We start from the raw sequence: 23,556 nt of genomic DNA, 5'->3' as shown, positions 1-23,556 counted from the left end.
TCGAACAACGGCGTGCACCCGGTCGCGGGCGGACAGGATGTCGACGCCGAGGTCGTAGTGGTCCGGCAACGCCTGCACCCGTGGTCTTCGCGGTCGGTGTCCACAGTGCACGGTCGCGGCCTTGAACAGCCCGGCTTCCGGCACAGCCGCGAGCCGGGCGACCGTCAACCCGCGTCCACCACGCGGGAACACTTGCGGTTTCAGGAAACCGCGTCGGCCGCCGCACGTCCGGCGACACGTCCGGAGAAGAGGCAGCCGCCCAGGAAGGTGCCCTCCAGCGCACGGTAGCCGTGCACGCCGCCACCACCGAACCCTGCGGCCTCACCGGCGGCGTAGAGCCCCGGCAACGGCTCGCCGGACGCGTCGAGCACGCGCGACGACAGGTCGGTGTGCAGGCCGCCCAACGTCTTGCGCGTGATCACCGACAGCCGCACCGCGATCAGCGGACCCGCCTTCGGGTCCAGCAACCGGTGCGGCTCCACGACCCGGATCAGCTTGTCCGTCAGGAAGTGGCGTGCCGCGCGGATCGCGTTGACCTGCATGTCCTTGCTGAGCCCCGCGGTCACCTGACGGTCGCGCTCGACGATCGTCTTCTCCAGCGCGGCGGCGTCGATCCGGGAGTCGCCCGTCAACGCGTTCATCTTGCGCGCCAGGTCCGCGACCGTTCCTGCCTGGATGAACTCCTCGGACTTCTGCGCGAACGCCTCCACCGGCGCCACCGCTCCCGGGAGCGCGCGCTTGAGCACCGCGCGGGTGTCCTTGCCCGTCAGGTCGGGGTTCTGCTCGGAGCCCGACAGCGCGAACTCCTTGCCGATGATCCGCTTGTTCAGCACGAACCACGAGTGCCCGTCGCCGCGCGAGGTGATGTGCTGCAACGCCCCCAGTGCGTCGAAGCCTGGGAACAGCGGGATCGGCAGGCGGTTGCCGTCCGCGTCGAGCCACAGCGGCGACGGGCCGGGCAGGATGCGGATGCCGTGCCTCGACCACACCGGCGCATAGTTCGCGATGCCCTCGGGGTAGTGCCACATGCGGTCGGCGTTGATGATCGAGGCGCCGGCCTTCTGCGCCACCTCCATCATGTGCCCGTCCACGAAGTCCGGCACGCCCGCCAGCATGAACTCCGGCGGCTTGCCCATCCGCTCCGGCCAGTTGCGCCGCACCAGGTCGTGGTTGCCGCCGATGCCGCCGGACGTGACGATCACGGCCTGCGCCGACAGCGAGAAGTCGCCGACCACCGTGCGCGAGCTGGGTTCGGCCCTGCCGACCGCCGACGGCTCCAGCACCTCGCCGGACACCCCGTCGCACACGCCGTCGCTGACGTTGAGGCCGGTGACGCGATGCCGGAACTTGAGCGTCACGAGCCCTTTCGCCACACCCTCGCGCACCCGGCGCTCGAACGGCTCGACCACACCGGGCCCGGTGCCCCAGGTGACGTGGAACCGCGGCACCGAGTTGCCGTGCCCGTCGGCCAGGTAGCCGCCGCGCTCGGCCCACTGCACGAACGGGAACCAGCGCACGCCCATGTTGTAGAGCCACGAACGCTTCTCGCCGGCTGCGAAGTCCACATAGGCCTGTGCCCACAGCCGCGGCCAGTGGTCGCTGTCCCGGTCGAACGCCGCGGAACCCATCCAGTCCTGCAACGCGAGGTCGTGCGAGTCCTTGACCCGGAGCCTGCGCTGCTCTGGAGTGTCCACCATGAACAACCCGCCGAACGACCACCAGGCCTGGCCGCCGAGCGTCGCCTCCGGTTCCTGATCCAGGAGGATGACCTTGCGACCCGCGTCCGCGAGCTCTGCGGTCGCGACGAGACCGGCGAGGCCCGCGCCGACGACGATGACATCCGCGTCATGTGCCATCGGCCGAGCATAGATCCACCGCAGGTCGCAGACGAGACCTGAATAGATTTCACTTTCTGGGGAGAGATCACGTGACGTTCCGACCGGCTTCCGAGGTGGATTTCAGCACCTCCTCCGCGCGGTTCGTGGCACCGGGCTCGGTGACGAACGGCGAGTTCGGCCTGTTCGAGTGGCGGATGGACGCTCACCAGCCCGGAGCGCGCCCGCACTTCCACAAGACGTTCTCCGAGTCGTTCTACGTGCTCGAAGGCGAGATCACGCTGTTCGACGGCGACGAGTGGATCAAGGGCGGGGAGGGCGACTTCCTCTACGTGCCGCCGAACCGGCCCCACGCGTTCCGCAACGACAGCGACGCGCCAGTGCGGATGCTGATCCTGTTCTCGCCGGGGATCGCCCGGGAGAACTTCTTCCTGGAGGTGGGGGCCGCGAAGGGGTTGCCGCCGGAGGAGATGGAGGCGTTCTACGCCCGCCACGACCAGTACAACCTGCCTGGCTGAGGGCGTCTGAGGGTGCCGCCGACCGCCACTACCGGTGAGGGGGGTTTCCGGAGTGCCGGTCGACGGCGGGTTGACCGCGGCGCGAGCGCACACGCCTGCGGAAGGGCTTTTCCGACCTGGGGGTGCCGGATCGCCCTGGCGCGGGCTCGAGCGCCAGCGGCCAACCACATTGTTGAACGTACAACCGGACGGCGGTGTTCCGGCCCGCTTCGAGTGTGACCGGGCTCAATTCCTTCAGGTTCCCTTCAGCTTGGACCGGGGTATGTCACCAGGTGTGACGGACGAACTGCCCACGATCACGAACCTCGCCGAGCTGGCTGACCTGCTCGGCGAGGACGTGTACGTGCGTTGGTCGAAGGGCCCCGAGGCGGACGCCGCCTCGACGTCCCGGGACTCGCTGACCGGGGTCGAGCTGCCGGGACTGTCGGCGAGCCCGCTGCACGTCGAGCCGTGGTGGGGTGACCGTTCGCACCGGCTGTGGGTCGCCCGCCGGCTGTTCGACTACCGCCACCTGCGCGACCTGCGCGGCCCGGACGTCCGCGCGTGGGTGCTGAGAGGTGACGAGGTGGGCAGAGGGCCGGACAACGAGCCCCTGGTCCAGTGCCGCGAGCCGATCGCGTGGGTGGCCGACAGCGCGCTCAGGGAGTGTGAGGAACTGGTCGGAGCCCAGCACTCCGACGAGTGGGGCCCGCTCGACCGCTCTAGCTCAGATCGCTGAGCTTGCGCTCGGCGGCCTTGCGCGCCTTCTCCGCTCCCGCCGTCACCCGTTTGGCCTCCTCCAGCCGTTCGGCGGCCCGGTCGAACGCCCGCTGCGCCGCCAGCTGGTCGGCCTGGGCCTCCCCGAGGGCCTGCTCGGCCTCGTCCAACGCCTGCTGGGCCTCCGCCCGCTTGCGCTCCTGCCGCTCGCGCCGCTTGCGGGCCAGCGCGTCCTCTCCGTCGTCGCTCACCGGTTCGGGTGCCGGCAGCGCGAACCCGAACCCGGAGTACTCCAGCGCCTTCGTGAGGTGCCCCGCACGCACCTGCTCGGCGGACTCGGGGTCGGCCATCGCGGCGGTCAGGGTGTTGCGCACCTGCGTGACGGCGTCGTCCGCGAGCGGCCCCGTCAGCTCCAGCGTGCGGTAGACGAGGGCCTCCATCAGCTCCTTGCGCTTGCGGCCGAGCTCGCGCATGGTCAGCTGCGCCGTGGAGAGGCCCAGAGCCTCCTCCAGACCGTCCGGGTTGTCCCTCACCAGCCGGTTGACCGCCCAGGCGCCCACGGTCGGCTTGCGCAGGTCCGCGATGGCCTTGGCGAGGTCCTTGTCGTCGGTCTGCTTGGCCGCGGCGTTGCGGGCCGCGGTGAACTCCTTCGGGGGCAGCCCGTAGAGCTCGTCGGCGACCAGCTTGAGGTCCATGCGCGCAACGTAGCGCCTGAACAGCCCCCAGTCGTGCCGAACAACTCAACGAGGTGAGGGCGGTGCGCGTCTTTAGAGCTGACGGCTCGGGTACACAGGATGGAGAGATGCACACCAGGTGGAGATGGGTTCTCTTCGGGCTCGGCGCGGGCGTCGCCGCCGGTGGGCCGATCGCGATGGCGGGCGGTCCCTGGTACGGCTACGTCTTCGGCGGCCTGTGGTCCCTCATGGGTGGCACCGTGGCGTGGCGCAGCTTCACCATGGGCACGAAGCTCACGGGTGAAGGCATCACGTCGAACAGCCTCGACCGTCGCATCACCGTTCGGTGGTGCGACGTTCACGCGATCGAACCCGCGCGCAGACGCAACCTGATCTTCTTTCACACCATCGCGCCCGTCGTCCGCACGCACGGCGGCAAGGAAACGCTGACCGAGCTCAGCCTGCTCTCGGTCAAAAAGGACTTCGTGCCCGAGCGGACCGGGAAGCAGGTCGCCGAACTCCAGCGGGCGCTGAAAGCACATCGCGGCAAGTGTCCGACGTGTGGGGCACAGCCGAAAGCGCTCCCGGCCGCCCAGGGGATCGTCGGCCGCCTGCGGTCGCGATTGCGCTCGCTAATGGGCAGAAATAGTGATCAGCCCATCGCTCGTTGACGGGATCCTGTTACACGCCAACGCCGTTCACCGTTGACGCAGGCTTGACATTCCCCTCCATCAGCCCTTGACTGGAGAGCGGTTGCTCGTTCCACGGCAAAGAGGAAACGCGCTGCATTGAAAGTGCGCGCGGACAAGCCGCTGAACAGTCCAATGTGGATCTGCGAATTCGTCTGAGAAGACGATTGCCCCTCGTCAGGTGACGAGATGTGCTTCTGAGCACTCTTTACCCCACGAAGGGCACATGCGCCGTGAAGAACTGGAGACGCCGCACCGGAACGGTCTTGCTGACCGCGGTGCTGGGCACTGCCGGGTTCGGCTTCGCCGCCACCCCTGCAAACGCGCAGAACGCTCCGCAGCAGGAAAAGCCGGCTGCGGACAAGCAGCTCGACAAGACCGACCGCGAGCTCGTCGACGAGGCCGCCCGCCAGGGCAAGCCGACCGTCGACCTGCTCGTCGCGGCCGAGGAGGGCAAGACCGACGCCGCGGTCAACGACCTGAAGGCGCTCGGCGCCACGGTCCAGAAGACCGAGAAGGACGTCGACTACGTCAAGGTCACCATCCCGCGCGACAAGGCGGAGAAGGCGGCCAAGCTGGCCTCGGTCAGCACCGTTGACGTGGACGGGCTGATCGCGCTCGAAGACCCGCGTCCGCAGGGCATGGAGCAGCCGGCCCCGCAGAAGGCGCCGGACGCGAAGACGCCGCGCACCAACCCGTACATGCCGACGCAGGACACGCAGGCGGCGCAGTTCGCCGTCGCGCACCCGACGTGGGACGGCCGCGGCACCACGATCGCCGTGATCGACTCCGGCATCGACCTGGACACCCCGGCCCTGCAGACGACCAGCACCGGCGAGCGCAAGATCGTCGACTGGTTCACGGCGAACAACCCCACGTCCGGCGACGGCTCCTGGGTCACCATGACCAAGACCGGCCGCACGGGCAAGTTCGTCGAGGGCGGCAAGGAGTGGACCGCCCCGGCCACGGGTGGCCCCTACTCGTTCGGCCTCTTCCGCGAGATCGCGGGCGACTTCGGTGGCGCGGGCAGTGAGACCGGTGGTGACATCAACCGCGACGGAGACCGCGCCGACTCGTGGGGTGTCATCCAGGACATCACGACGAAGGAAGTCTTCGTCGACACCGACGGCGACGGCAACTTCACCAACAACCCGCGGATGATCGACTACAAGGTCAAGAAGGACGTCGGCTTCTTCGGCACCGACAACCCCGCGACCCCGGTCGTCGACCGCATGGCGTTCGTCGTGCAGACCGACAAGTCGATCTACGACACCGGCGGCACCCCGTACGTCAGCCTCGGCATCACCGGTGGTGCGCACGGCACTCACGTCGCCGGCATCACCGCGGCGCACAAGATGTTCGACGGCAAGATGGCCGGTGCCGCGCCCGGCGCGAAGCTGATGTCCGTCAAGGCGTGCCTCTCCACGCCGTCCTGCACGAGCTCCGGCCTGATCGACGGTGTCCTCTACGCCGCGCGCAACGGCGCCGACGTCGTGAACATCTCCATCGGTGGCCTTCCGGCGCTCAACGACGGCAACAACGCCCGCGCCGAGCTCTACAACCGCACGATCAACGAGTACAACGTCCAGCTCTTCATCTCGGCGGGCAACTCGGGTGCGGGCGCGAACACCGTCGGTGACCCGTCGGTCGCCACGGACGCGGTGAGCGTCGGTTCGTACATCACGAGCGCGACCTGGCTGTCCAACTACGGCTCGAAGACCGCGCAGAAGCAGAGCCTGCACGGCTTCTCGTCGCGCGGCCCGGCCGAGGACGGCGGCTTCAAGCCGAACATCGTCGCGCCCGGTTCGGCGATCTCCACCACGCCGCGCTGGCAGGCGCCCGGCCCGGTGGCGGGCACCTACGCCCTTCCGCCCGGCTACGCGATGTTCAACGGCACCTCCATGGCCGCCCCGCAGGCGACCGGTGCCGCCGCGCTGCTCGTGAGCGCCTACAAGGGCCACCACGACGGCCAGCGCCCGACGAGTGCGGAACTGCGGTACGCGATCCAGCGCAGCGCCAACTACGTGAGCACCCTGGGTGCCTACGAGCAGGGCGCGGGTCTGTTCAACACCAACGCGGCCTGGGCGCTGCTCGACAAGCACGGCGTGCCGAACAAGGTCACCACGTCCGTTCCGGTCAACACCGTCCTCAGTGGACTGCTGGCCACCCCGAACGTCGGTGTCGGCATCCACGACCGTGAAGGCGTGACCGCGGGCCAGGAGTACACCCGCACCTACACGCTGACCCGCACCACCGGTCACGACCACGACGAGGTCTGGAACGTGTCGTGGAAGGGCAACGACGGCACCTTCAAGGCAGCCAAGACCGTGACCCTGCCGTTGAACAAGCCGGTCCAGTTCCCGGTGAAGGTCAAGGCGGCGTCCGCGGGCGTGCACAGCGCCGTCCTGCAGCTCGACGACGTCGAGACGCCCGGTGTCGACGTGCAGACCATGAACGCGGTGTTCGCGGCGGAGAACTTCAACGCCGCCAACAAGTTCTCGGTCACGAAGTCCGGCACGATCGCGCGCAACCAGTCGACCAGCCTCTTCGTGAACGTGCCGAAGGGCACGACCGCGCTGAAGATCGACATGAACGCCGGTGGCGCCGAGGCCGGCAAGGGCCAGGTCCGCTTCCTGCGCTTCACCCCGCAGGGTGTTCCGCTCGACGTGACCAGCTCGACCAACTGCTACAACCCGGACGCGGGTGCCGGCTGCTCTGGTGGCACGCCCACCAGCCGCACGGTGACCAGCCCGATGGCCGGTGTGTGGGAGATCGTGATCGAGGCGCGCCGCACCTCCGACGCCGACGTGGCGCCGTACTCGGTGACCGCGTCCGTGCTCGGCACGGCGATCAGCCCGAACCCGGACGTCATCGCGTCGGCCGCCGCCGGTGTGCCGCTCGCCCGCAGCTACCAGGTCACGAACACGCAGGCCGCGTTCACCGGCCGGCTCGTGGCGGGTGCCGTCGGCAGCGCCAAGACCGGTCGTGAGTCGGTCGCGGACGGCGAGGTCAAGTCCTACGAGATCGACGTGAAGCCCGGTGCGACGCAGCTGGTCGCCACCATCGGCAACCCGTCCGACGGTGGTGCCGACCTCGACCTGACCGTCCTCAACTGCACGGCGGGCCCCTGCGTGGCCGCCGGTCAGTCCGCTGACGGCGACTCGGAGGAGTCGGTGACGATCAACAACCCGGCCGCCGGCAAGTGGGTCGTGCAGGTCGACGGCTACGCGGTGCCCACGGGCTCCACGCAGTACGACTACATCGACGTCTTCAACGCCGCCGGTCTCGGCACGCTGACCGTGACCGACACCAACGCGGAACGGGCCGCCGGTGCGTCCTGGACCGTGCCGGGCACCATCACCCCGCTCGCTGCGCCGGCCGCCGGCCGCGTGCTGCGCGGTGTGCTCGAGGTGCGCACGGCGGACGAGAACGTCGTCGGCAACGGCGCCGTGATCGTCCAGACGGTCAGCTAGTCAAAAACGATGAACGGCGCTTTTGTCCACCTCAGGTGGACAAAAGCGCCGTTCATGGTTCAGGGAGCTTGTTGCCCAGCGGTTCGTCCAGATCCACTTTGGACACGCCGGTGATGAGGTACGCGTCTTCCACCTTGTCCACCGGCATCTCGGCCCGCAGGTAGCCGATTCTGGGATCACGCGACTCGACGGTCGCGCCCAGCTTCCTCAGTGCCTGCTCGACCTCCCCGTCGCGTCCCGGGTGCACGGAGATCATCAGTGGCACGGTGAGGTAGCCGTCGCGTTTCGCCTGCTCGAGCCGGGCCTTGTCCGGCTTTGCTGAAGACACGGTCGGGACCTCCGAGGACAACACAGTCGGCGCGAGGAGCCCGTTCGTACCACAGCTTCCGAGTGCCAGCGCGCAGAACGCGACGGCGAGCGGTCTTCTCATGTGGCTAGGACGGAGCGGGCTCCGTGAGGGGTTGCATCTTCGTTTCCGGGACCGCGAACATCAGCACGACCACACCGCCCACCACCACGACACCGATCACCGCGAACGTGAGCGGCAGGCCGAGGACCGGCCAGAGGATCGCGCCGAACAGCACCGGAACGAACCCTGCCCCGATCCGGCTGATCGTCGACGCCCAGCCGAAGCCGCTGGCCCGCAGGTGCGTCGGGTACAGCTCCGGCGCGAGCGCGTACAGCGCCGGGATCGCGATCTGGATCAGCGCCCCGTAGAGCGTGATCCACGCCTTCGCGGCCGTGTCGACGTTGATCTGCACCGCGAACATGACCAGGGCCACCGACGCGAGCGGCGCCGTCACCGCGATGACCCACTTGCGCCCGAACACGTCCACCAGCCAGGCGCTGATCAGCGCGGCCACCACGCCGACCGCCACGGTGCCCGTCGTGACCATGAACGCCGCGTACGTCCCGTACCCCTGCGCCTTGAGGATGCTCGGCAGCCACGTGACGGCGCCGTAGTACAGCAGGAAGACGGCGAGGAACATCAGCCACATCGCGCCGGTGCGCCGAGGGTCGAACCGCCAGATCTCTTTGAGCTGCGAGAACATCGTCCTGGGGGAGAGGCGCTGGAGCTGTTTGGGGTCGGGAAGCCGCCAGTCCTCCCGCGGCGCTCCGGTCTTGGCCACCAGGTCGTCGATGACCTTCTTGGCCTCTTCGGGGCGCCCCTTGGCGACCAGGAACATCGGCGACTCGGGAACGCTGCGCCGGATCCAGAACAGCAGCAGCGCGGGCAGCACCATCGTGAGCATCAGGAGCCGCCAGCTGCCCAGACCGGCGAGAAAGGCCGCGGTCAGCCCGCACAGCGTCGCACCGAGCGGCCAGAACCCGTCCATGGCCGCCAGCACCCTGCCTCTGACCTTCGCGGGCGTGAACTCGCCGACCAGCGCGAAGTCCACCGGGATGCACCCGCCGAGCCCGACGCCGGCGAGGAACCGGAACACGCAGAACGTCACGAAGTCCTGCGACGCCGCGCCCGCCACCGTGAACAGCGAGAACATCAGGATCGTGAGGCTGAACGCCTTCTTGCGCCCGATGGTGTCCGCAATCGCACCCCACGCGAACGCGCCGACCGCCATCCCGATCAGGTTGGCGGTGCCGACCCACCCGCGTTCGCCGAGGCTGAGTCCCCACTCCGCGCTGACCAGCGGGATCAGAAAGGCGTTGAGCGTGACGTCCCAGGCGTCGAACAGGAACCCGAGCCCGCCGATGATGAAGATCGTCCCCTGCGCCCGCCACCGCCACGGCAGGCTCTGCACGACCTGATCGCCGGTCCTCATGCGCCCAGTGTGGGGCAACGCGCTACTGCCTGGGGCCCGCAAACGCTTGTTCCCGCAACGCCCCGTCCGCGCTCTCACCGAACACCCGAGCGTCCGTGTGCTGGTCACCGGCGGGCTGCTGCCGTGCGGCCCGCGTTACGGTCCGCGTCCGCACCTGCGGCAACGCCCCGTCGTGGTACCGCTGCACCCAGTCGACCAGGTGCTCGCGGGTGAGGCACCGCAGGTCCCACAACTTCCCGGCGTCGGCCGCGCTCACCAGCGCCCTGAGGCGCACGAAACCCTGGGTCGCGGACGTCACCTGCAACACGGACACCCGCCCGTCCCACAGGTCGCTGCCCTCCAGCATGGACCGCATCTCCTGCCGCATCGCCTCGACCGGCACCGTCCAGTCCAGATCGAGCTCGACGGTCCCCAGCAGCGCGGACTGCGTGCGCGTCCAGTTCTCGAACGGCGTCTTGAGGAAGTAGGAGGTCGGCAGCACGAGCCGCCGGTCGTCCCACAGGTGCAGCACCACGTACGTCAGCGTGATGTCCTCGACCCGCCCCCACTCGCCTTCGACCACGACGACGTCGTCGAGCCGCACGGCGTCGCTGAACGCGATCTGCATCCCCGAGATCACGTTGCCCAGCAACGACTGCGCCGCCAACGCCGCCACTGCACCGATCACAGCCGCACTGGCCAGCACGGTCGACCCGACGGCCCGAGCCCCGGGAAAGGTCATCAGGATGGCCCCGACCGCCAGCACGCCGATGATCACCAGCGCCAGCCGCCGCACGAGCGTGACCTGCGTGTGCACGCGCCGCGCGTGCCGGTTGTCCGTGACGTCCGTGCGAATCCGCGACAGCGAGATGTCCACGAGCGTGCTGATGAGAGCTGAAAGCAGCCACGCACCGGCCAGGATCAACGCGATGCCCAGCGCGTGCAGGGCGATGGGGGCGTCGACCGGGTAGGCGCTCAGGCTTATCTGGGCGGCCAGCAACGCTCCGAACACCTGGCCCGGCCGGTACATCTTCCCGCTGTGGGTGAAGCGGCGCACCAGCCGGTGGATCACCTCCACCGCGAGCAGTGCGAAGGCCACGGAACAGCCCATGACGACGAACAGCACGTTCCCTCCTTCCGGTATCGGGACGGGGTACCCGGCGTCTGGGGACCGGAACACCATGAGCCGGGTCACGGAGAACAGCGTTGCCATCCAGGTTTGAGTCACTTAGACTCAAACCATGCTCACGACAGCCGAGGCCCTGGAACTGGTGGAACGCGCCGCGTCAGCCGAAGCGCTCTTCGGCCCGCGCACCACCGATCCGGCCAGGAGCAGGCAGGCGCGACGCCTGTACCACGCGCTGGCCTCGGTGCTGCACCCCGACGTGGTCGGACCGCACGACACGAGGGCGCACGCGGCGTCGGCCGAGCTGACCCGCCTGCACCACGAGTGGGTGCACGGCGCGGTCGTCGAGTTGAGGACGAAGACCGGCGTGTACCGCATCGGGGAACCGTTCGCGGTCGGCAGCATCGCCAACCTGTACGAGGCGGACGGTCCGCACGTGGTCAAGGTGGTGCGCGACCCGGCCCTCAACCCGTTGCTGCACGGCGAATGGCTGGCGCTGAGGGCGTTGGAGTCCTTCACCGACCGGAACCAGTGGTTGCGCCCGTTCTACCCGCGGTTGCTCGACACGTCGGGCGCCGTCGCCAAGGGTTCGCGCGCCTTCACGGTGCTCGAACCCCTGCTTGACGGCTTCGTGACGCTCGCGGACGTCCGGCGCGCGTTCCCGGACGGCCTGGACGGCCGGGACTACGCGTGGATGCATCGCAGGTTGCTCAAAGCGCTGGCCGGCGCGCACCAGATCGGGCTGGTGCACGGGGCCGTCACCGCCGAGAACGTCATGGTGCACCCGGAACAGCACGGCATCGTGCTGGCCGGCTGGTCGTTCGCCGTCGAGGAGGGACAACGGCTCCTCGCGACGAGCCGCACCATCTCCTATCCGCCGGAAGTCGTTGCGCAGCAACCGGTCACGGCTGCGACGGACGTCCACATGGCACACACGCTGATGCTCGACCTCCTGGGGGACGGCGAACACCGGCAGCGAGCCTTCGCTCGCGGGTGCCTGCAGGAACACCAGGAACGGCGGCCCGACGTCGTCGACCTGATCGAGGAGTACGACGACCTCCTCGAAGACCTCTACGGCGCACGGCGCTTCCGCCCGTTCGCCCTTCCTCAGACAGGAGAATGACCATGGGACACGGCAGGTGGGACGACAACGCCTACGCCGCGGCGAAGACCTTCCGCGCGGCCAAGGGCATCGCGGACTTCGGCTACACCGCGTCGATGAAGTCGACGCCCGCCGCGAGCTGGAAGGCCGCGCCGTCGCTGGACCCGCTGGGCGTGGGGTTCCGCGAGTGCCGCGACTCGCCCGACCACGCCGACTCGACACCGATCGCGGTGCTGTTCGACGTGACCGGGTCGATGGGCGCGGTGCCGCGGATCATGCAGGGCAAGCTCGGCAAGCTGCACGGGTTGTTGCAGCGCAAGGGATACCTCGCCGACCCGCAGGTGATGTTCGGCGGCATCGGTGACGCCGACAGCGACCGCGTGCCGCTGCAGGTCGGGCAGTTCGAGTCGGACAACCGCATGGACGAGCAGCTGCGGGACATCTTCCTCGAAGGCAACGGTGGTGGGCAGAAGAGCGAGTCGTACGAGCTGGCGGCGTACTTCATCGCGCGGCACGTCGTCACCGACGCCTGGCAGAAGCGCGGCCGCAAGGGCTACCTGTTCATCATCGGCGACGAGCTGAACAAACCGCGGCTGGAGGCCAGGCACATCCGCCGCGTCATCGGTGACGAGGTCAACCAGGACATCGACCCGGTGTCGGTGTACCGCGAGCTCGCCCGCAAGTGGCACGTGTACTTCATCCTGCCGAACCAGTCGTCTTACTTCCACGACGACAGCATCGGTGAGCACTGGCGTTCGATCCTCGGGCAGAACTTCCTCAAGCTCGACGACCCCGGCGCGGTGTGCGAGCTGATCGCCGCGACGATCGGCGTCGAGGAGAGCGTGGTCGATCTCGGCCAGGCCCTGGTGGACCTCGCCGAGATCGGCTCGGTCGCCGAGAGCGAGGCCGTCGGCAAGGCGCTGGCCACGGTCGGCGCGCGCTCGCTGACGGCGTCGGGCGCCCCGCTGAGCATCGACGGCCCTGACGACGTGGCGCTCACGTGATGAGCGGGGAGCACGTCATCGTGGTCGGGCTGGGGTTCGGCGACGAGGGCAAGGGAGCGGTGGTCGACGCGCTGTGCGCGGACGGGCCGGTGTCGGCGGTCGTGCGGTTCAACGGGGGAGCGCAGGCCGCGCACAACGTGGTCGTCGACGGCCGGCACCACACGTTCAGCCAGTTCGGGTCCGGCACGCTCGCGGGTGTGCCGACCTGGCTCTCCCGTCACGTGCTCGTCGAGCCGATCGCCCTCGCGACCGAGTCGCGCGAGCTGGAGGCCATCGGTGTCGCCGACCCGCTCTCGCTGCTGTCGGTCGACGCCGGTGCCCTGCTCACGACGCCGTTCCACGTGGCCGCGAACCGGGCGCGGGAGACCGCCAGGGGCGCCGACCGGCACGGGTCGTGCGGGAAGGGGATCGGGGAGACCGTCTGGTACGGGCTCCTCGGCGACCGGGGGGCGGTGCGGGGCGAGGTGGTCGAGGAGCAGCAGGTGCTCGGCGACCCCGGCCCCGCACCGAGGGTCGGCGACTGCCTGGATCCGCGGGCGCTGCGGCGGAAGCTGGACGTGCTCGCCCGGTTCTACGAGCCGCTGACCGGTGAGGTCGGCGGCGTGGACGACCTCGTCGCGCTCTACACCTCGTTCGCGGACGCGGTTCGGATCACGACCGGTGACGAGGCCGGGCGGCTCGCCGACACCGGACGGCTCGTCTTCGAGGGCGCGCAGGGCGTCCTGCTCGACGAGACCCACGGCTTCCACCCGCACACGACGTGGTCCACGGTCACGCCACGCAACGCGCGGGAGCTGCTCGCCGGTCGTCCCGCCCGCGTGATCGGCGTGACCAGGACGTACCAGACGCGGCACGGCGCGGGCCCGTTGCCGACGGAGGACCCGGCCCTGCTCGAGCGGTTCCCGGAAGCGCACAACGGCACGGGGGAGTTCCAGGACGCGTGGCGGGCGGGGCACCTGGACGCCGATCTGCTGCGCTACTCGGTGCGGTGCTGCGGTGGGATCGACGGCCTGGCCGTGACCCACCTGGACGCCCGCGATCTGCTGGTCGCCACCGGACCGCTCCTGGAACAGATGCCGGAACCGCTGACGTACCTGGAAGATCTGCTCGGCGTCGAGGTGCTGGTGACCGGGGCGGGCCCGTCCAGGGCGGACTACGTGGTGCGGGAGAATTCACGACATGATCGAGTCGACGCTGGTGTCGGTGGACGTGATCGTGCTCCGGTTTGATCCGCAGGCGCGCGCGGTGCTCGTGGGGGTGGCGCCGCGCGCACACGAGCCGTTCGCCGGCGAGTTGGCGCTTCCCGGTGTCCTGCTGGGCAAGGGCGAACGGCTGCGCGACGCGACCACGAGGGCCGTCACGGGGAAGCTCGGTCTCGCCGAGGAGTCGGTGACGGCGACCGGGCAGCTCGCCACGTTCGACGAGCCGTCGCGTGACCCGCGCGGCCCGACGCTGTCGATCGCGTTGTGGGCCACCGTGACCCGCCCGACCGGTGACCTGGCCGTCTGGAGCAGGGTGGACGAGGTGCCGCCGCTGGCCTTCGACCACGACCGGATCGTCGCCGACTGCCGGCCGTTGCTGGCGGACAAGCTCTGGCGCGACGTGCCGTTCAGCGCGGGTCTGCTGGGGCCCGAGTTCACGACGGCGCAGGCACTCGACGTGACGGAGTCGCTGACCGGCGACCGGCCCTACCCTGCCAACCTGGGGCGCACGATGGACCGCGTGCCCGGCCTCGAACGCACCAGCGAGCACGCCGCGGCGCTGCCCAAGGGAGGCCGCCCGCCGTTGGTGTGGAAGTGGACCCGCTAAAGCGGTTGAACGGTCAGGGTGTCACGACGAACTGGTAACCATGTTCGAGACCGGTCGCGGCCCGTGCTGCCTTTGGCGCGAAAAGCACGTTCGGGCCATCTATCGGCCCGAACGTGCTTTTCGCGCCATTCAACAAGGGGTGACACGCTGTGTGCACCCTGACCGTTCGGCCTCAGTAGACCGGTAGTGCGGGCTCGAACAACCACTTCGTGAGCAGGTCGCGGTGCCCTGCAAGGGTGAGGAAGTCCTCAGTGGTCACCACGCCGTGCCGGTTCCGCGCACACCACTCCCGCAGCAACGCGAAGAACGAGTCGTCCCCCATCTCGCGCCGCAACGAGTGCAACGTCAACGCCCCGCGCTTGTAGACCCGGTCGTCGAACCAGTCCGCCCGCGCAGGCCGCCCGATCACCAGGTCCTGCGGCAGGCGGGACAACAACTCCCGAGCCCCGGCAGCACAGGCGTCTGCCGAGCGGCCACCGGAAGCCTCCGACCACAGCCACTCCGCGTAGCAGGCGAAGCCCTCGTTGAGCCAGATGTGCTCCCAGGCCGCGATTCCGACCGAGTTGCCGAACCACTGGTGCGCCAACTCGTGCGCCACCAACCGTTCCGAACCCCGTCGTCCGTCCACGTGGTTGGCACCGAACGTCGACAGCCCCTGCGCCTCCACCGGGACGTCGAGCTCGTCGTCGGTCACCACCACGGAGTACTTCGTGAACGGGTAGGGCCCGAACAGCGACGAGAACAGCGAAATCATCTGGTTCTGCCGTGCGAAGTCGTGTGCCACGAGCCTGCGCAGCCGGGCCGGGGCCCAGACGTCCGGCAGCACCTCGACGTACTGTCCGATCTGGACGGTCGCCAGGTACGTGGCCATCGGCGCGGCCATCGAGTACACCCAGCGCGTCGTGCTGCCGGACACCTTGCCGTCGACCAGCACGCCGTTGCAGACGACCACGTACGAAGACGGCGCCGTCACGTCCAGCAGGTACGACGCCTTGGACGACGGCTCGTCCAGGCACGGGAACCACGACGGCGCCCCAACCGGTTGCGACGCCACGATCGAGCCGTCGGTCAGCTCGTCCCAGCCGAGGTCGCCCCACTCCGGGGTGGACACCGGCACGGGCGTGCCCGAGTAGCGGACCTCGACCGAGAAGTTGCCGCGCACGGCGGCGCGGACGTTCAGCACACCGCCCGCGTGCGCGTACCGGGCGGGTTTGCCGTTCACCAGCACCTTCGAGACCCGCAAAGTGCTGAAGGACAACGAGAACGACGAGAGCGACGTGCAGGAAGCCTGCAGCACCGCACGTCCTGAGAGACGTGCGGAGTGCGGCTTGTAGTCAAGCTCTAATGCGTAGTGGTGTACCGAGAAGCTCATGTCCACGCGGAGATCGGGTTGCCCAGCCAACGGGTTCCCGACGGTACATCCTCTCCGCGCATGACGAGCGAGGCGGGTCCGATCGTGGTGTGGGCGCCGACGGACGCGCCGGGCAGCACGATGCCGTGCGGGCCCAACGTGGCGCCTTCCGCGAGCGTCACCCTGTCCATGCGCAGGATTCGGTCGTGGAACAGGTGTGTCTGCACGACGCAGCCGCGGTTGACCGACGCGCCGGCGCCCAGCTTCACCAGGTCGGCCTCGGGCAGCCAGTACGACTCGCACCACGCGCCGCGGCCGACGGACGCGCCCAGCGAGCGCAGCCACCAGTTCATGATCGGTGTGCCACCGGAGAAACCGACGAGCCACGGCACCGCGAGCACCTCGACGAACGTGTCCGCCAGCTCGTTGCGCCACACGAACGCCGACCACAGCGGGTACTCGCGCACGCGGAAGCGGCCCACGAGCGCCCACTTGGCGACGACGGCCACCAGGCAGGCGGCGACACCGGCGGCCAGCAGCACCACGCCGGACCACCACAGACCGTACGAACGCAGGGCGAACAGCACGCCGACGACCAACGCGACGTTCAGCATGACCGGGACGAACCGGCACAGCTCCACCAGCGCCCGCGCCCACATCAGGTGCTTGGGCGGGTCGAACGTGCGCGACTGGTCGGACACCTCGGCCGCGCGCGGCAGCTTCATCGGCGGCATGCCCAGGTACGAGGAACCGGCCTTGGCGCGCTTCGGTGCCGCCGACAGGACTCCGACGAGCCCGCCCTTCGGCACCGCGCGGCCCGGCGCGGTCATGCCCGAGTTGCCCAGGAACGCCCGCTTGCCGACGCGGGCGGTCGCGATGCGCAGCCAGCCGCCTCCGAGCTCGTAGGACGCGACCATGGTGTCGTCGGCCAGGAACGCGCCGTCGCCGACACGCGTCATCTTCGGCAGCGCGACCACGGTGGACGCCTCGACCCGACGTCCGACCTTCATGCCCAGCAGGCGCAGCCAGACCGGCGTGAACAGCGAGGCGTACAGCGGGAACAGGGCCGAGCGCGCGTTGTTCATCAACCGCTCGGTCGTCCACGCCTGCCACGCGACGCGGCTGTGCACGGGGTAGTGGCCCTCGCGCATGCCGATGCCCAGCAACCGCACGGAAACCAGCACCAGCAACGCGTACGAGCCGAACCAGATCACCGATGCGACCGGGACGTCCCACAGCGCCGACGTCAGCGTCACCGGCCGGCGCAACACGTAGAGCAGGGCCGGAGCCGCCGCCAGCAACGGCAGTGCGGCGAGCAGGCCGGACGAGACGCCGTACATGAAGTTCCAGAAGTACGAACGCTGCGGACGACGCGACGGGAACGAACGCGCCGCCTTGCCCTCGCGGATCGCGGGAACGCCCGCCCAGCGCTGACCGGTCGGCACGGAACCCACGACACCCGAACCGGGCGCCACCTCGGCCCGCTTGCCGATCCGCGCACCGGGGAAGAGCGTGCTGCGCGCACCCACGGTCGCGCCCGCACCGATCCGGATGCGGCCGATCCGCAGCCTGTCGCCGTCCAGCCACCAGCCGGACAGGTCGACCTCGGGCTCGACGGCCGCGCCCCGGCCGACCTTCAGCATGCCCGTGATCGGCGGCAGCGAGTGCAGGTCGACACCCGGACCGATCTTCGCGCCCAACGCTCGCGCGTAGTGCGTCACCCACGAGCCGGAAAGCTCGGTGGCGCGCGACATCTGCGCCAGCAGCTCGGCGGTCCACAGTCGCAAGTGGACGGAACCGCCGCGCGGGTACTCGCCGGGCTTGAGGCCCCGCAGCAACAACCGCGCGCCACCGGCGGACACCGCGAGGCGGCCGACGGGCGAGATGAACACCGCCCAGCCCGCGGCGACCCACCACCACGACACGGACGTCCAGCCGAGCACGTTCGACAGCGCCGTCAGTGCGACGACCCATCGAGCGCCGGCAACGGTCAGCAGCGGGATCATCAGCAACGTCTGCACGACCCCGGTCCAGCGCGGCGTCGGCGCGACCTCGTGCACCTCGGCGGTGGAGCCGTACGACTCGAGCTTGCGCGCGAGCTCGTGCAGCGTCGTGTTCTGGTAGATGTCCGAGACGGACGTGCTCGGGTAGCGCGTGCGCACCAGTGAGACGAGCTGCGCCGCGGACAGCGAGCTGCCGCCGGAGGCGAAGAAGTCCGCGTCCTCGGAAGCCGGTCCGGAACCGAGCACGGCCGCCCACTGCTCGGCCAGCCAGCCTTCCAGGCCCGAGAACACCGCACCCGCGGTGTCGAGCGACTCCAGCGGCCACGGCAGCGCGGCGCGGTCGACCTTGCCGGACGTGCGCGTCGGCAGCGTGTCGACGACAGCGATCAACGGCACCAGCGCGGCGGGCAGCTCGGCGCGGAGCTGTTCGACGGCGGCGGCCTGGTCGAACTCACCGTCGACCACGACGTAGCCGACGAGAATCTGGTTTCCGCCCCGCGTGGTGCGCACGGCGGCGGCCGCACCGGCCACACCGTCGAGCGCCAGCAGTGCGGCGTCGACCTCGCCCAGCTCGATGCGCCGGCCGCCGAGTTTGATCTGCTCGTCCGCGCGGCCGAGGAACACCAGCCCCTCGGGCTCGGCGCGGACCACGTCACCGCTGCGGTACGCGCGGTCCCAGCCCATCGAGGGCAGCGGTGCGTACTTCTCGGCGTCCTTCGCGAGGTCGAGGTACCGCGCCAGGCCGACGCCGCCGATCACCAGTTCGCCGGACTCGCCCATGGGCACGACCTCGCCCTGGGCGTCGACGACGACGAGTTCCCAGCCGTCCAGCGGCAAACCGATCCGGACGGGACCGACACCGGTCATCCGCGCGGCGCAGGCGACGACCGTTGCTTCCGTTGGCCCGTAGGTGTTCCAGACCTCGCGGCCGTCCACGGCGAGTCGCTCGGCCAGCTCGGGCGGGCAGGCCTCGCCGCCGAAGATCAGCAACCGCACGTCGTCCAGCGCCTCGACCGGCCACAGCGCGGCCAGCGTCGGAACCGTGGAGACGACGGTGATCTCCTGCTCGACCAGCCACGGACCGAGGTCCATGCCGGTGCGCACCAACGACCGCGGCGCGGGCACGAGGCAGGCGCCGTGCCGCCACGCGAGCCACATCTCCTCGCAGGAGGCGTCGAACGCGACGGAAAGCCCGGCCAGCACACGATCTTCCGGCCCGATCGGCTCGTCCTGGAGGAACAGCCGCGCCTCGGCGTCCACGAACGCGGCGGCGCTGCGGTGCGTGACGGCAACGCCCTTGGGCTTGCCGGTGGAGCCGGACGTGAAGATGATCCACGCGTCGTCGTCGAGACCGGGCTCGCCGGGAACGCCGAGCGTGGTGCCGTGCAGCACAAGGGATCGGCCTTCGCCGAGCACGGCACTGACTTGCGCCTCACCGAAAACGAGCTCTGCCCGCTCGTCCGGGTCCTCGAAGTCGACGGGCACGTACGCGGCGCCCGCCGCGAGAGTGGCGAGGATCGAGACGTAGAGGTCGACGGTCCCGGACGGCACGCGAATGCCTACCCGGTCGCCGACCCCGACACCCTCGGCGGCGAGCTTTTCCTTGAGTTCCAGTACTTCCGAGATGAGCGCGCGGTACGTGAGCGCGGTGGTGCCGTCGTCGACGGCCAGCGCGTCCGGGTGCTGTTCGGCACTCGTGCGCAGGATGTCCAGGAGTGTGCGCGGGGTGGGCGCCTCGCCTGCCGTGAACATCGATCGAAGAACAACGGGTTCAGCCGCAATGGTCACGTCAGCGTCACTTCTCACCCTCTCGGCAACTCTCCGACCAGCAACTTTACCGCCAGTTAACGACTACCTCTCTCCGTAGTAGGCGTACTCACAGGTGACATCAGTCACCGCAACACTTTCGAGTGACTCCCAGGCGTTGTGCCGCGCGAGGTTGAACTCGCGCCAGTCCTGCTCGACGTTGGTGCGGTTCTTCAGCCACTGCAACGAACAGTTGCGTTCGTGCTCGGGCAGCCTCACGAGCGCCGGCACCGCGTCCTCCGACAGTTGTGACAGGTAGCGCGTGTCGATCTTCTTCGTAGCCTCGAACCGCGACACGTTGTAGTCGGCAACCACCCGTTCGGGGTTCATCACCATGACCACGAGGAGGAACGCCGCCCCGGTCCCGACGATCGCCTTGGGCAACCAGTTGGCGCGCAACGTGATCCCGCCCGCGATCACCATCAGGTACACGACGGCGAGCCAGATCTCGCACGACGACACGAGCAGCCGCAGCACCGTCCACCCGTACGCCTGCTGGTAGAACCACATGCGGCTCAACGCACTCGCCACGATGACCAGCGTGAGAACAGCCAGTGAACCCAGCAGAACCCGCAGCCACAACTGGTCCCGCGTCGTCTTCTTGACCGCGAAGTGCGCAACGCCCGCGATGACGCCGAGCGTCAGGATCGCGACCCACAGCAGCTGCCAGAAACCGGACCGCGCGTACTCGGCGAACGTGACACCGGCCGTCTTCATGACGTAGGCCTCGCCACCGAACAGAACCGCGAGCTGCGTCCCCACAAACCCGGTGAACAGCAACACGAGCACACCAACGGGCAACCCGTAGTCCTTGAGCCGCAACGACCCGGGCTTGCCCTCGGCGTCCTCGTTGATCTTCGGCGGCGCCGCCACGAGGTAGCACGCGCCCAACGCCCCGAGCGCCGCGACGACCCCGAAGAACCCCATCCGGACGTAGACACCGATCTCGAGGTCGGGGATCAACCCTTCGAGGAAGTCGTTGAACCCCTTGTCCGCCCCCGCCAGCAACGAGCCGAAGACGAGCAACAGCACCAGCGCCACCCCGACCGAGATGAACGGCCGAAGCCCGATCGGCCCGCGCTTGCTGATCCCCTTCGCAACCCACGGAATGGACCGCAACCCGGCCAGCCCGACCCCGAGCGCGCCGAACACGAGCCCCCGCACCGTCCTGCCGCCCGCCATGGCGATGGACCCGCACAACATCGACGCCAGCACGCACAGCGGGAAGATCCACTCGGCCGCCCGCAGGAACCCCATGGCGAGGAACGCCAGCGCTCCCGCCAGCCAGAGCGCGCGCTCGACGGACGGCTTGCCCGCGTAGAACAGGACGGCGCCGACGCCGAACAATGCCGCGAGGAACCAGCCGATGCCGTTGTTGGGAGGGGCGAGGAAGGCGGCGGCCAGGCCTGCGATCAGACCGGCTGCCAGTGCCTTGCCGGAGGCGCCCGTTCTGGGTGGGGTCCACCAGGGCATGAACGGGATGCCGGGTTGGGGGACGACCATCGCGGGGGCGGGGTAGCGGGGTGGGCCCTGCCACGGGGAGGGCGGCGGGAGGGTGGCGGTGGCCACCTGGGCGGGCTTCGGTGCCTCGGTACCGGGCACGGGGCCGGGCTTCGGTGCCTCGGCTGTGGTCGTGCTCGGCTTTCCCGCCTCGCCCGCGCTCTTGCTCGCCGGCCGATCTTGTCGGACCTCCTGAGTAGCTTGAGTTGTAGGGGTTCCCGGCTCGGGGGTACCCCTGCGTGAGCCTGCCTCGGCTTCCTCGTCGGGGTTCGGCGAGCCCCCAGGCCCCGCCGCCTCCCCGGTCACAGGCTTGTACCCGACCTTCCGGAAGTGCCGGTACCGCAACCGCTGCACCGCCGGCTCCTCCGGCGTCTCCCCGGAACCAGGCGATTTCGTCGAGTCAGAGTCAGAGTCAGTCATGTCCCTCTCCAAGCCCAAAAATGGGCGCGCGTCACCGTCACACCACCCACGGTGGTGCGAACAAGAAAGTCAGCGAGGCAAAGTCACCCGGATGCACGACCCGGGATCCACCACGGCGATCGTCCCGCCGTGCAGGTCCACCACCCACCGGGCGATGGCGAGACCGAGCCCGGTCCCACCACCGCCGGCCCTCTCCCCTCGGGTGAACCTCTCGAAGATCCGCGACCGGTCCGCCAGCGCGATCCCCGGTCCCTCGTCCCGGACCTCCAGGACGACCGAACCTCCCGAAGCGAACCCGGACACGGACACCAACCCCCCGGTGGGGCCGTGCCGGGCAGCGTTGTCCACCAGGTTCACGAGCACCTGGTGCAGTCGTTCCCCGTCGGCGAGGACCGTCAGGTCCCCGTCGACGTCGATCGAGAACGACGCGGCGGGAGCAGCCACGGCCGCCTCCGCCACCACGTCGGCGACCAGCGAGGACACCGACAGCTCCTCGCGGTTCAGCGACAGGACCCCTGCGTCGATCTTCGACAGGTCCAGCAGCTCGGTGACCAGCCGGCCCAGCCGCTCGGTCTGGGCGAGAGCCGTCTTCATCGTCGCCGCGTCGGCGACGGCCACCCCGTCCACGACGTTCTCCAGCACGGCCTGCAACGCCGAGATCGGTGTCCGCAGCTCGTGCGACACGTTCGCGATCAGCTCGCGCCGCTGCTGGTCGGCGGCGGCCAGATCTCCGGCCATCACCGTGAACGCCTCGGCCAGCTGGCCCACCTCGTCCGACGACGTGGCACGCACCGAGCGCGAGTAGTCCCCGGACGCCATCGACCGGGCCGCGGACGTCATCTCCCGCAACGGCGACGTCATGCCGTGCGCCAGCAGCTGCGACGTCAGCAGCCCCAGCAGAAGGGCGATGATCGTCGTGCGCGGTGGCAGCCACCCCGTCACGTAACGGAAGTACGCGAACGCCACGCACCCCGACACCACGATCACGATGCCCAGCTTGAGCTTGATCGACCGCACCGAGTCCAGCGGGCGCGGCAGCATGTCCAGCAGTTCGAGAAGACGTCTCACGGAGACACCTTCTTCTGAGGTACCTCCAGCGCGTACCCCACGCCGTGCACGGTCCTGATCAGGTCGGCCCCGAGCTTGCGCCGCAGCGCCTTCACGTGGCTGTCGACCGTCCGCGACGACGCCCCCTCGTGCCACCCGCACGCCTGGGCCAGCAACCGTTCCCGCGCCTGCACGGCCGACGGCCGCTCGGCCAGGAACACCAGCAGGTCGTACTCGGTCGGCGTCAGGTGCGCCTCGACACCGGCCCTGCGCACGCGGCGCCCGGCCAGGTCGATCTCCAGGTCCCCGAGCTCCAGCGACTGCGACGACGCGGCCCGCGACACCCGGCGCAGCAGCACGTGCACCCGTGCCGCCAGCTCCCGCATCGAGAACGGCTTCGTCAGGTAGTCGTCGGCCCCCACGGCGAGGCCGACCAGCAGGTCGGTCTCGTCCCCCCGTGCGGTCAGCATCAGCACAGGCACCGAACGCGACGCCTGGATCCGCCGGCACACCTCGAGCCCGTCGAACCCCGGCAGCATCACGTCCAGAACGACCAGGTCAGGCAGGAAGGAAGCCGCCTGCGCGACCCCCGACGGGCCGTCGTGCGCGACCGACACCACGAACCCCTCGGCCCGCAGCCGCGCGGCCACGGACTCGGCGATCGTGATGTCGTCCTCGACGACGAGCACCCGGCGCTGACCTGTCATGGCGGTGACTTTATGACCATGTCGTGGAGGACGCCG

At 69.5% G+C, this 23,556-nt stretch carries 18 protein-coding genes; 8 read left to right on the top strand and 10 right to left on the bottom strand.

What is annotated here, in order from left to right:
• Positions 1-200 precede the first annotated feature (200 nt).
• A complete protein-coding gene (locus ACFOWZ_RS08655; RefSeq protein WP_382370934.1) occupies positions 201-1,856 on the bottom strand; it encodes an FAD-binding dehydrogenase in 1,656 nt (551 codons plus the stop codon).
• A gap of 71 nt (positions 1,857-1,927) precedes the next feature.
• On the opposite strand from ACFOWZ_RS08655, the gene ACFOWZ_RS08650 reads away from it, so the two are divergent.
• Both ACFOWZ_RS08650 and ACFOWZ_RS08645 read left to right on the top strand, forming a co-directional pair.
• Complete coding sequence (locus ACFOWZ_RS08650) at positions 1,928-2,353, top strand: cupin domain-containing protein (RefSeq protein WP_382370932.1); 426 nt, start codon at positions 1,928-1,930, stop codon at positions 2,351-2,353.
• A gap of 274 nt (positions 2,354-2,627) precedes the next feature.
• On the top strand, positions 2,628-3,071 hold the full coding sequence (locus ACFOWZ_RS08645; RefSeq protein WP_382370930.1) for a DUF6098 family protein: 444 nt from the start codon (positions 2,628-2,630) through the stop codon (positions 3,069-3,071).
• Here the strand turns inward: ACFOWZ_RS08645 and ACFOWZ_RS08640 are convergent.
• Positions 3,055-3,744: a hypothetical protein gene (locus ACFOWZ_RS08640; protein ID WP_382370928.1), complete on the bottom strand. Its 690-nt coding sequence runs from the start codon at positions 3,742-3,744 to the stop codon at positions 3,055-3,057. The two genes, ACFOWZ_RS08645 and ACFOWZ_RS08640, sit on opposite strands and share 17 nt — an antisense overlap.
• 107 nt (positions 3,745-3,851) lie before the next feature.
• Here ACFOWZ_RS08640 and ACFOWZ_RS08635 point away from each other — a divergent pair, with 107 nt between their 5' ends.
• Together ACFOWZ_RS08635 and ACFOWZ_RS08630 are read left to right on the top strand one after the other, a co-directional pair.
• The gene (locus ACFOWZ_RS08635) at positions 3,852-4,394 is read left to right on the top strand and encodes a hypothetical protein (RefSeq protein WP_382370926.1); all 543 of its coding nucleotides are present in this window, start codon (positions 3,852-3,854) and stop codon (positions 4,392-4,394) included.
• Between the two features lie 251 nt (positions 4,395-4,645).
• Positions 4,646-7,885, top strand: coding sequence for a S8 family serine peptidase (locus ACFOWZ_RS08630; RefSeq protein ID WP_382370924.1), 3,240 nt, complete (start codon positions 4,646-4,648; stop codon positions 7,883-7,885).
• A 52-nt stretch (positions 7,886-7,937) separates the two neighbouring features.
• On the opposite strand, the gene ACFOWZ_RS08625 is transcribed toward ACFOWZ_RS08630, so the two are convergent.
• From ACFOWZ_RS08625 to ACFOWZ_RS08615, 3 genes are all read right to left on the bottom strand, one after another.
• Positions 7,938-8,213 carry a hypothetical protein gene (locus ACFOWZ_RS08625; RefSeq protein ID WP_382370922.1) on the bottom strand — a complete coding sequence of 92 codons (276 nt, stop codon included), beginning with the start codon at positions 8,211-8,213 and terminating at the stop codon, positions 7,938-7,940.
• A gap of 106 nt (positions 8,214-8,319) precedes the next feature.
• A complete protein-coding gene (locus ACFOWZ_RS08620) occupies positions 8,320-9,666 on the bottom strand; it encodes an MFS transporter (RefSeq protein ID WP_382370920.1) in 1,347 nt (448 codons plus the stop codon).
• 22 nt (positions 9,667-9,688) lie between these two features.
• Positions 9,689-10,771 carry a mechanosensitive ion channel family protein gene (locus ACFOWZ_RS08615; RefSeq protein WP_382370918.1) on the bottom strand — a complete coding sequence of 361 codons (1,083 nt, stop codon included), beginning with the start codon at positions 10,769-10,771 and terminating at the stop codon, positions 9,689-9,691.
• A gap of 115 nt (positions 10,772-10,886) precedes the next feature.
• Here ACFOWZ_RS08615 and ACFOWZ_RS08610 point away from each other — a divergent pair, with 115 nt between their 5' ends.
• Genes ACFOWZ_RS08610 through ACFOWZ_RS08595 form a run of 4 tightly spaced genes read left to right on the top strand, consistent with a single transcriptional unit; the run spans position 10,887 to position 14,686 of the window.
• The gene (locus ACFOWZ_RS08610) at positions 10,887-11,894 is read left to right on the top strand and encodes an adenylate cyclase (RefSeq protein WP_382370916.1); all 1,008 of its coding nucleotides are present in this window, start codon (positions 10,887-10,889) and stop codon (positions 11,892-11,894) included.
• Between the two features lie 2 nt (positions 11,895-11,896).
• The gene (locus ACFOWZ_RS08605) at positions 11,897-12,877 is read left to right on the top strand and encodes a hypothetical protein (protein ID WP_382370915.1); all 981 of its coding nucleotides are present in this window, start codon (positions 11,897-11,899) and stop codon (positions 12,875-12,877) included.
• Positions 12,877-14,106, top strand: coding sequence for an adenylosuccinate synthetase (locus ACFOWZ_RS08600; protein WP_382370913.1), 1,230 nt, complete (start codon positions 12,877-12,879; stop codon positions 14,104-14,106). Before ACFOWZ_RS08605 ends, ACFOWZ_RS08600 begins: the two co-directional genes overlap by 1 nt.
• Entirely contained in the window at positions 14,057-14,686 is a 630-nt protein-coding gene (locus ACFOWZ_RS08595; RefSeq protein WP_382370911.1) for an NUDIX hydrolase, read from the top strand. The genes ACFOWZ_RS08600 and ACFOWZ_RS08595 overlap by 50 nt, the downstream gene beginning before the upstream one ends.
• A gap of 172 nt (positions 14,687-14,858) precedes the next feature.
• Here ACFOWZ_RS08595 and ACFOWZ_RS08590 read toward each other — a convergent pair whose 3' ends face one another.
• The 5 genes from ACFOWZ_RS08590 to ACFOWZ_RS08570 all read right to left on the bottom strand — a co-directional run bounded on the left by ACFOWZ_RS08590 (position 14,859) and on the right by ACFOWZ_RS08570 (position 23,520).
• Positions 14,859-15,983: a M1 family metallopeptidase gene (locus tag ACFOWZ_RS08590; RefSeq protein ID WP_382370909.1), complete on the bottom strand. Its 1,125-nt coding sequence runs from the start codon at positions 15,981-15,983 to the stop codon at positions 14,859-14,861.
• A 71-nt stretch (positions 15,984-16,054) separates the two neighbouring features.
• Complete coding sequence (locus ACFOWZ_RS08585) at positions 16,055-19,792, bottom strand: Pls/PosA family non-ribosomal peptide synthetase (RefSeq protein WP_382370907.1); 3,738 nt, start codon at positions 19,790-19,792, stop codon at positions 16,055-16,057.
• A gap of 99 nt (positions 19,793-19,891) precedes the next feature.
• Positions 19,892-21,766, bottom strand: a complete 1,875-nt coding sequence (locus tag ACFOWZ_RS08580) for a DUF4153 domain-containing protein (RefSeq protein ID WP_382370905.1) — start codon at positions 21,764-21,766, stop codon at positions 19,892-19,894.
• A gap of 69 nt (positions 21,767-21,835) precedes the next feature.
• Entirely contained in the window at positions 21,836-22,807 is a 972-nt protein-coding gene (locus tag ACFOWZ_RS08575) for a HAMP domain-containing sensor histidine kinase (RefSeq protein ID WP_382372608.1), read from the bottom strand.
• A 23-nt stretch (positions 22,808-22,830) separates the two neighbouring features.
• Positions 22,831-23,520: a response regulator transcription factor gene (locus tag ACFOWZ_RS08570; RefSeq protein ID WP_382370903.1), complete on the bottom strand. Its 690-nt coding sequence runs from the start codon at positions 23,518-23,520 to the stop codon at positions 22,831-22,833.
• Positions 23,521-23,556: the final 36 nt, after the last annotated feature.

It is taken from the genome of Lentzea rhizosphaerae (assembly GCF_042649515.1).
Taxonomy (GTDB): Bacteria; Actinomycetota; Actinomycetes; order Mycobacteriales; family Pseudonocardiaceae; genus Lentzea; species Lentzea aerocolonigenes.
This window is presented reverse-complemented; position numbering and strand designations above follow the sequence as displayed.

What these genes read in the sequence shown, in the direction of transcription:
- ACFOWZ_RS08600 (WP_382370913.1), top strand. Translation starts at nt 12,877, where the DNA reads ATGAGCGGGGAGCACGTCATCGTGGTCGGGCTGGGGTTCGGCGACGAG.
- ACFOWZ_RS08575 (WP_382372608.1), bottom strand. Translation starts at nt 22,807, where the DNA reads ATGCTGCCGCGCCCGCTGGACTCGGTGCGGTCGATCAAGCTCAAGCTG.
- ACFOWZ_RS08580 (WP_382370905.1), bottom strand. Translation starts at nt 21,766, where the DNA reads ATGACTGACTCTGACTCTGACTCGACGAAATCGCCTGGTTCCGGGGAG.
- ACFOWZ_RS08570 (WP_382370903.1), bottom strand. Translation starts at nt 23,520, where the DNA reads ATGACAGGTCAGCGCCGGGTGCTCGTCGTCGAGGACGACATCACGATC.
- ACFOWZ_RS08610 (WP_382370916.1), top strand. Translation starts at nt 10,887, where the DNA reads ATGCTCACGACAGCCGAGGCCCTGGAACTGGTGGAACGCGCCGCGTCA.
- ACFOWZ_RS08640 (WP_382370928.1), bottom strand. Translation starts at nt 3,744, where the DNA reads ATGGACCTCAAGCTGGTCGCCGACGAGCTCTACGGGCTGCCCCCGAAG.
- ACFOWZ_RS08605 (WP_382370915.1), top strand. Translation starts at nt 11,897, where the DNA reads ATGGGACACGGCAGGTGGGACGACAACGCCTACGCCGCGGCGAAGACC.
- ACFOWZ_RS08585 (WP_382370907.1), bottom strand. Translation starts at nt 19,792, where the DNA reads ATGTTCACGGCAGGCGAGGCGCCCACCCCGCGCACACTCCTGGACATC.
- ACFOWZ_RS08595 (WP_382370911.1), top strand. Translation starts at nt 14,057, where the DNA reads ATGATCGAGTCGACGCTGGTGTCGGTGGACGTGATCGTGCTCCGGTTT.
- ACFOWZ_RS08655 (WP_382370934.1), bottom strand. Translation starts at nt 1,856, where the DNA reads ATGGCACATGACGCGGATGTCATCGTCGTCGGCGCGGGCCTCGCCGGT.
- ACFOWZ_RS08635 (WP_382370926.1), top strand. Translation starts at nt 3,852, where the DNA reads ATGCACACCAGGTGGAGATGGGTTCTCTTCGGGCTCGGCGCGGGCGTC.
- ACFOWZ_RS08620 (WP_382370920.1), bottom strand. Translation starts at nt 9,666, where the DNA reads ATGAGGACCGGCGATCAGGTCGTGCAGAGCCTGCCGTGGCGGTGGCGG.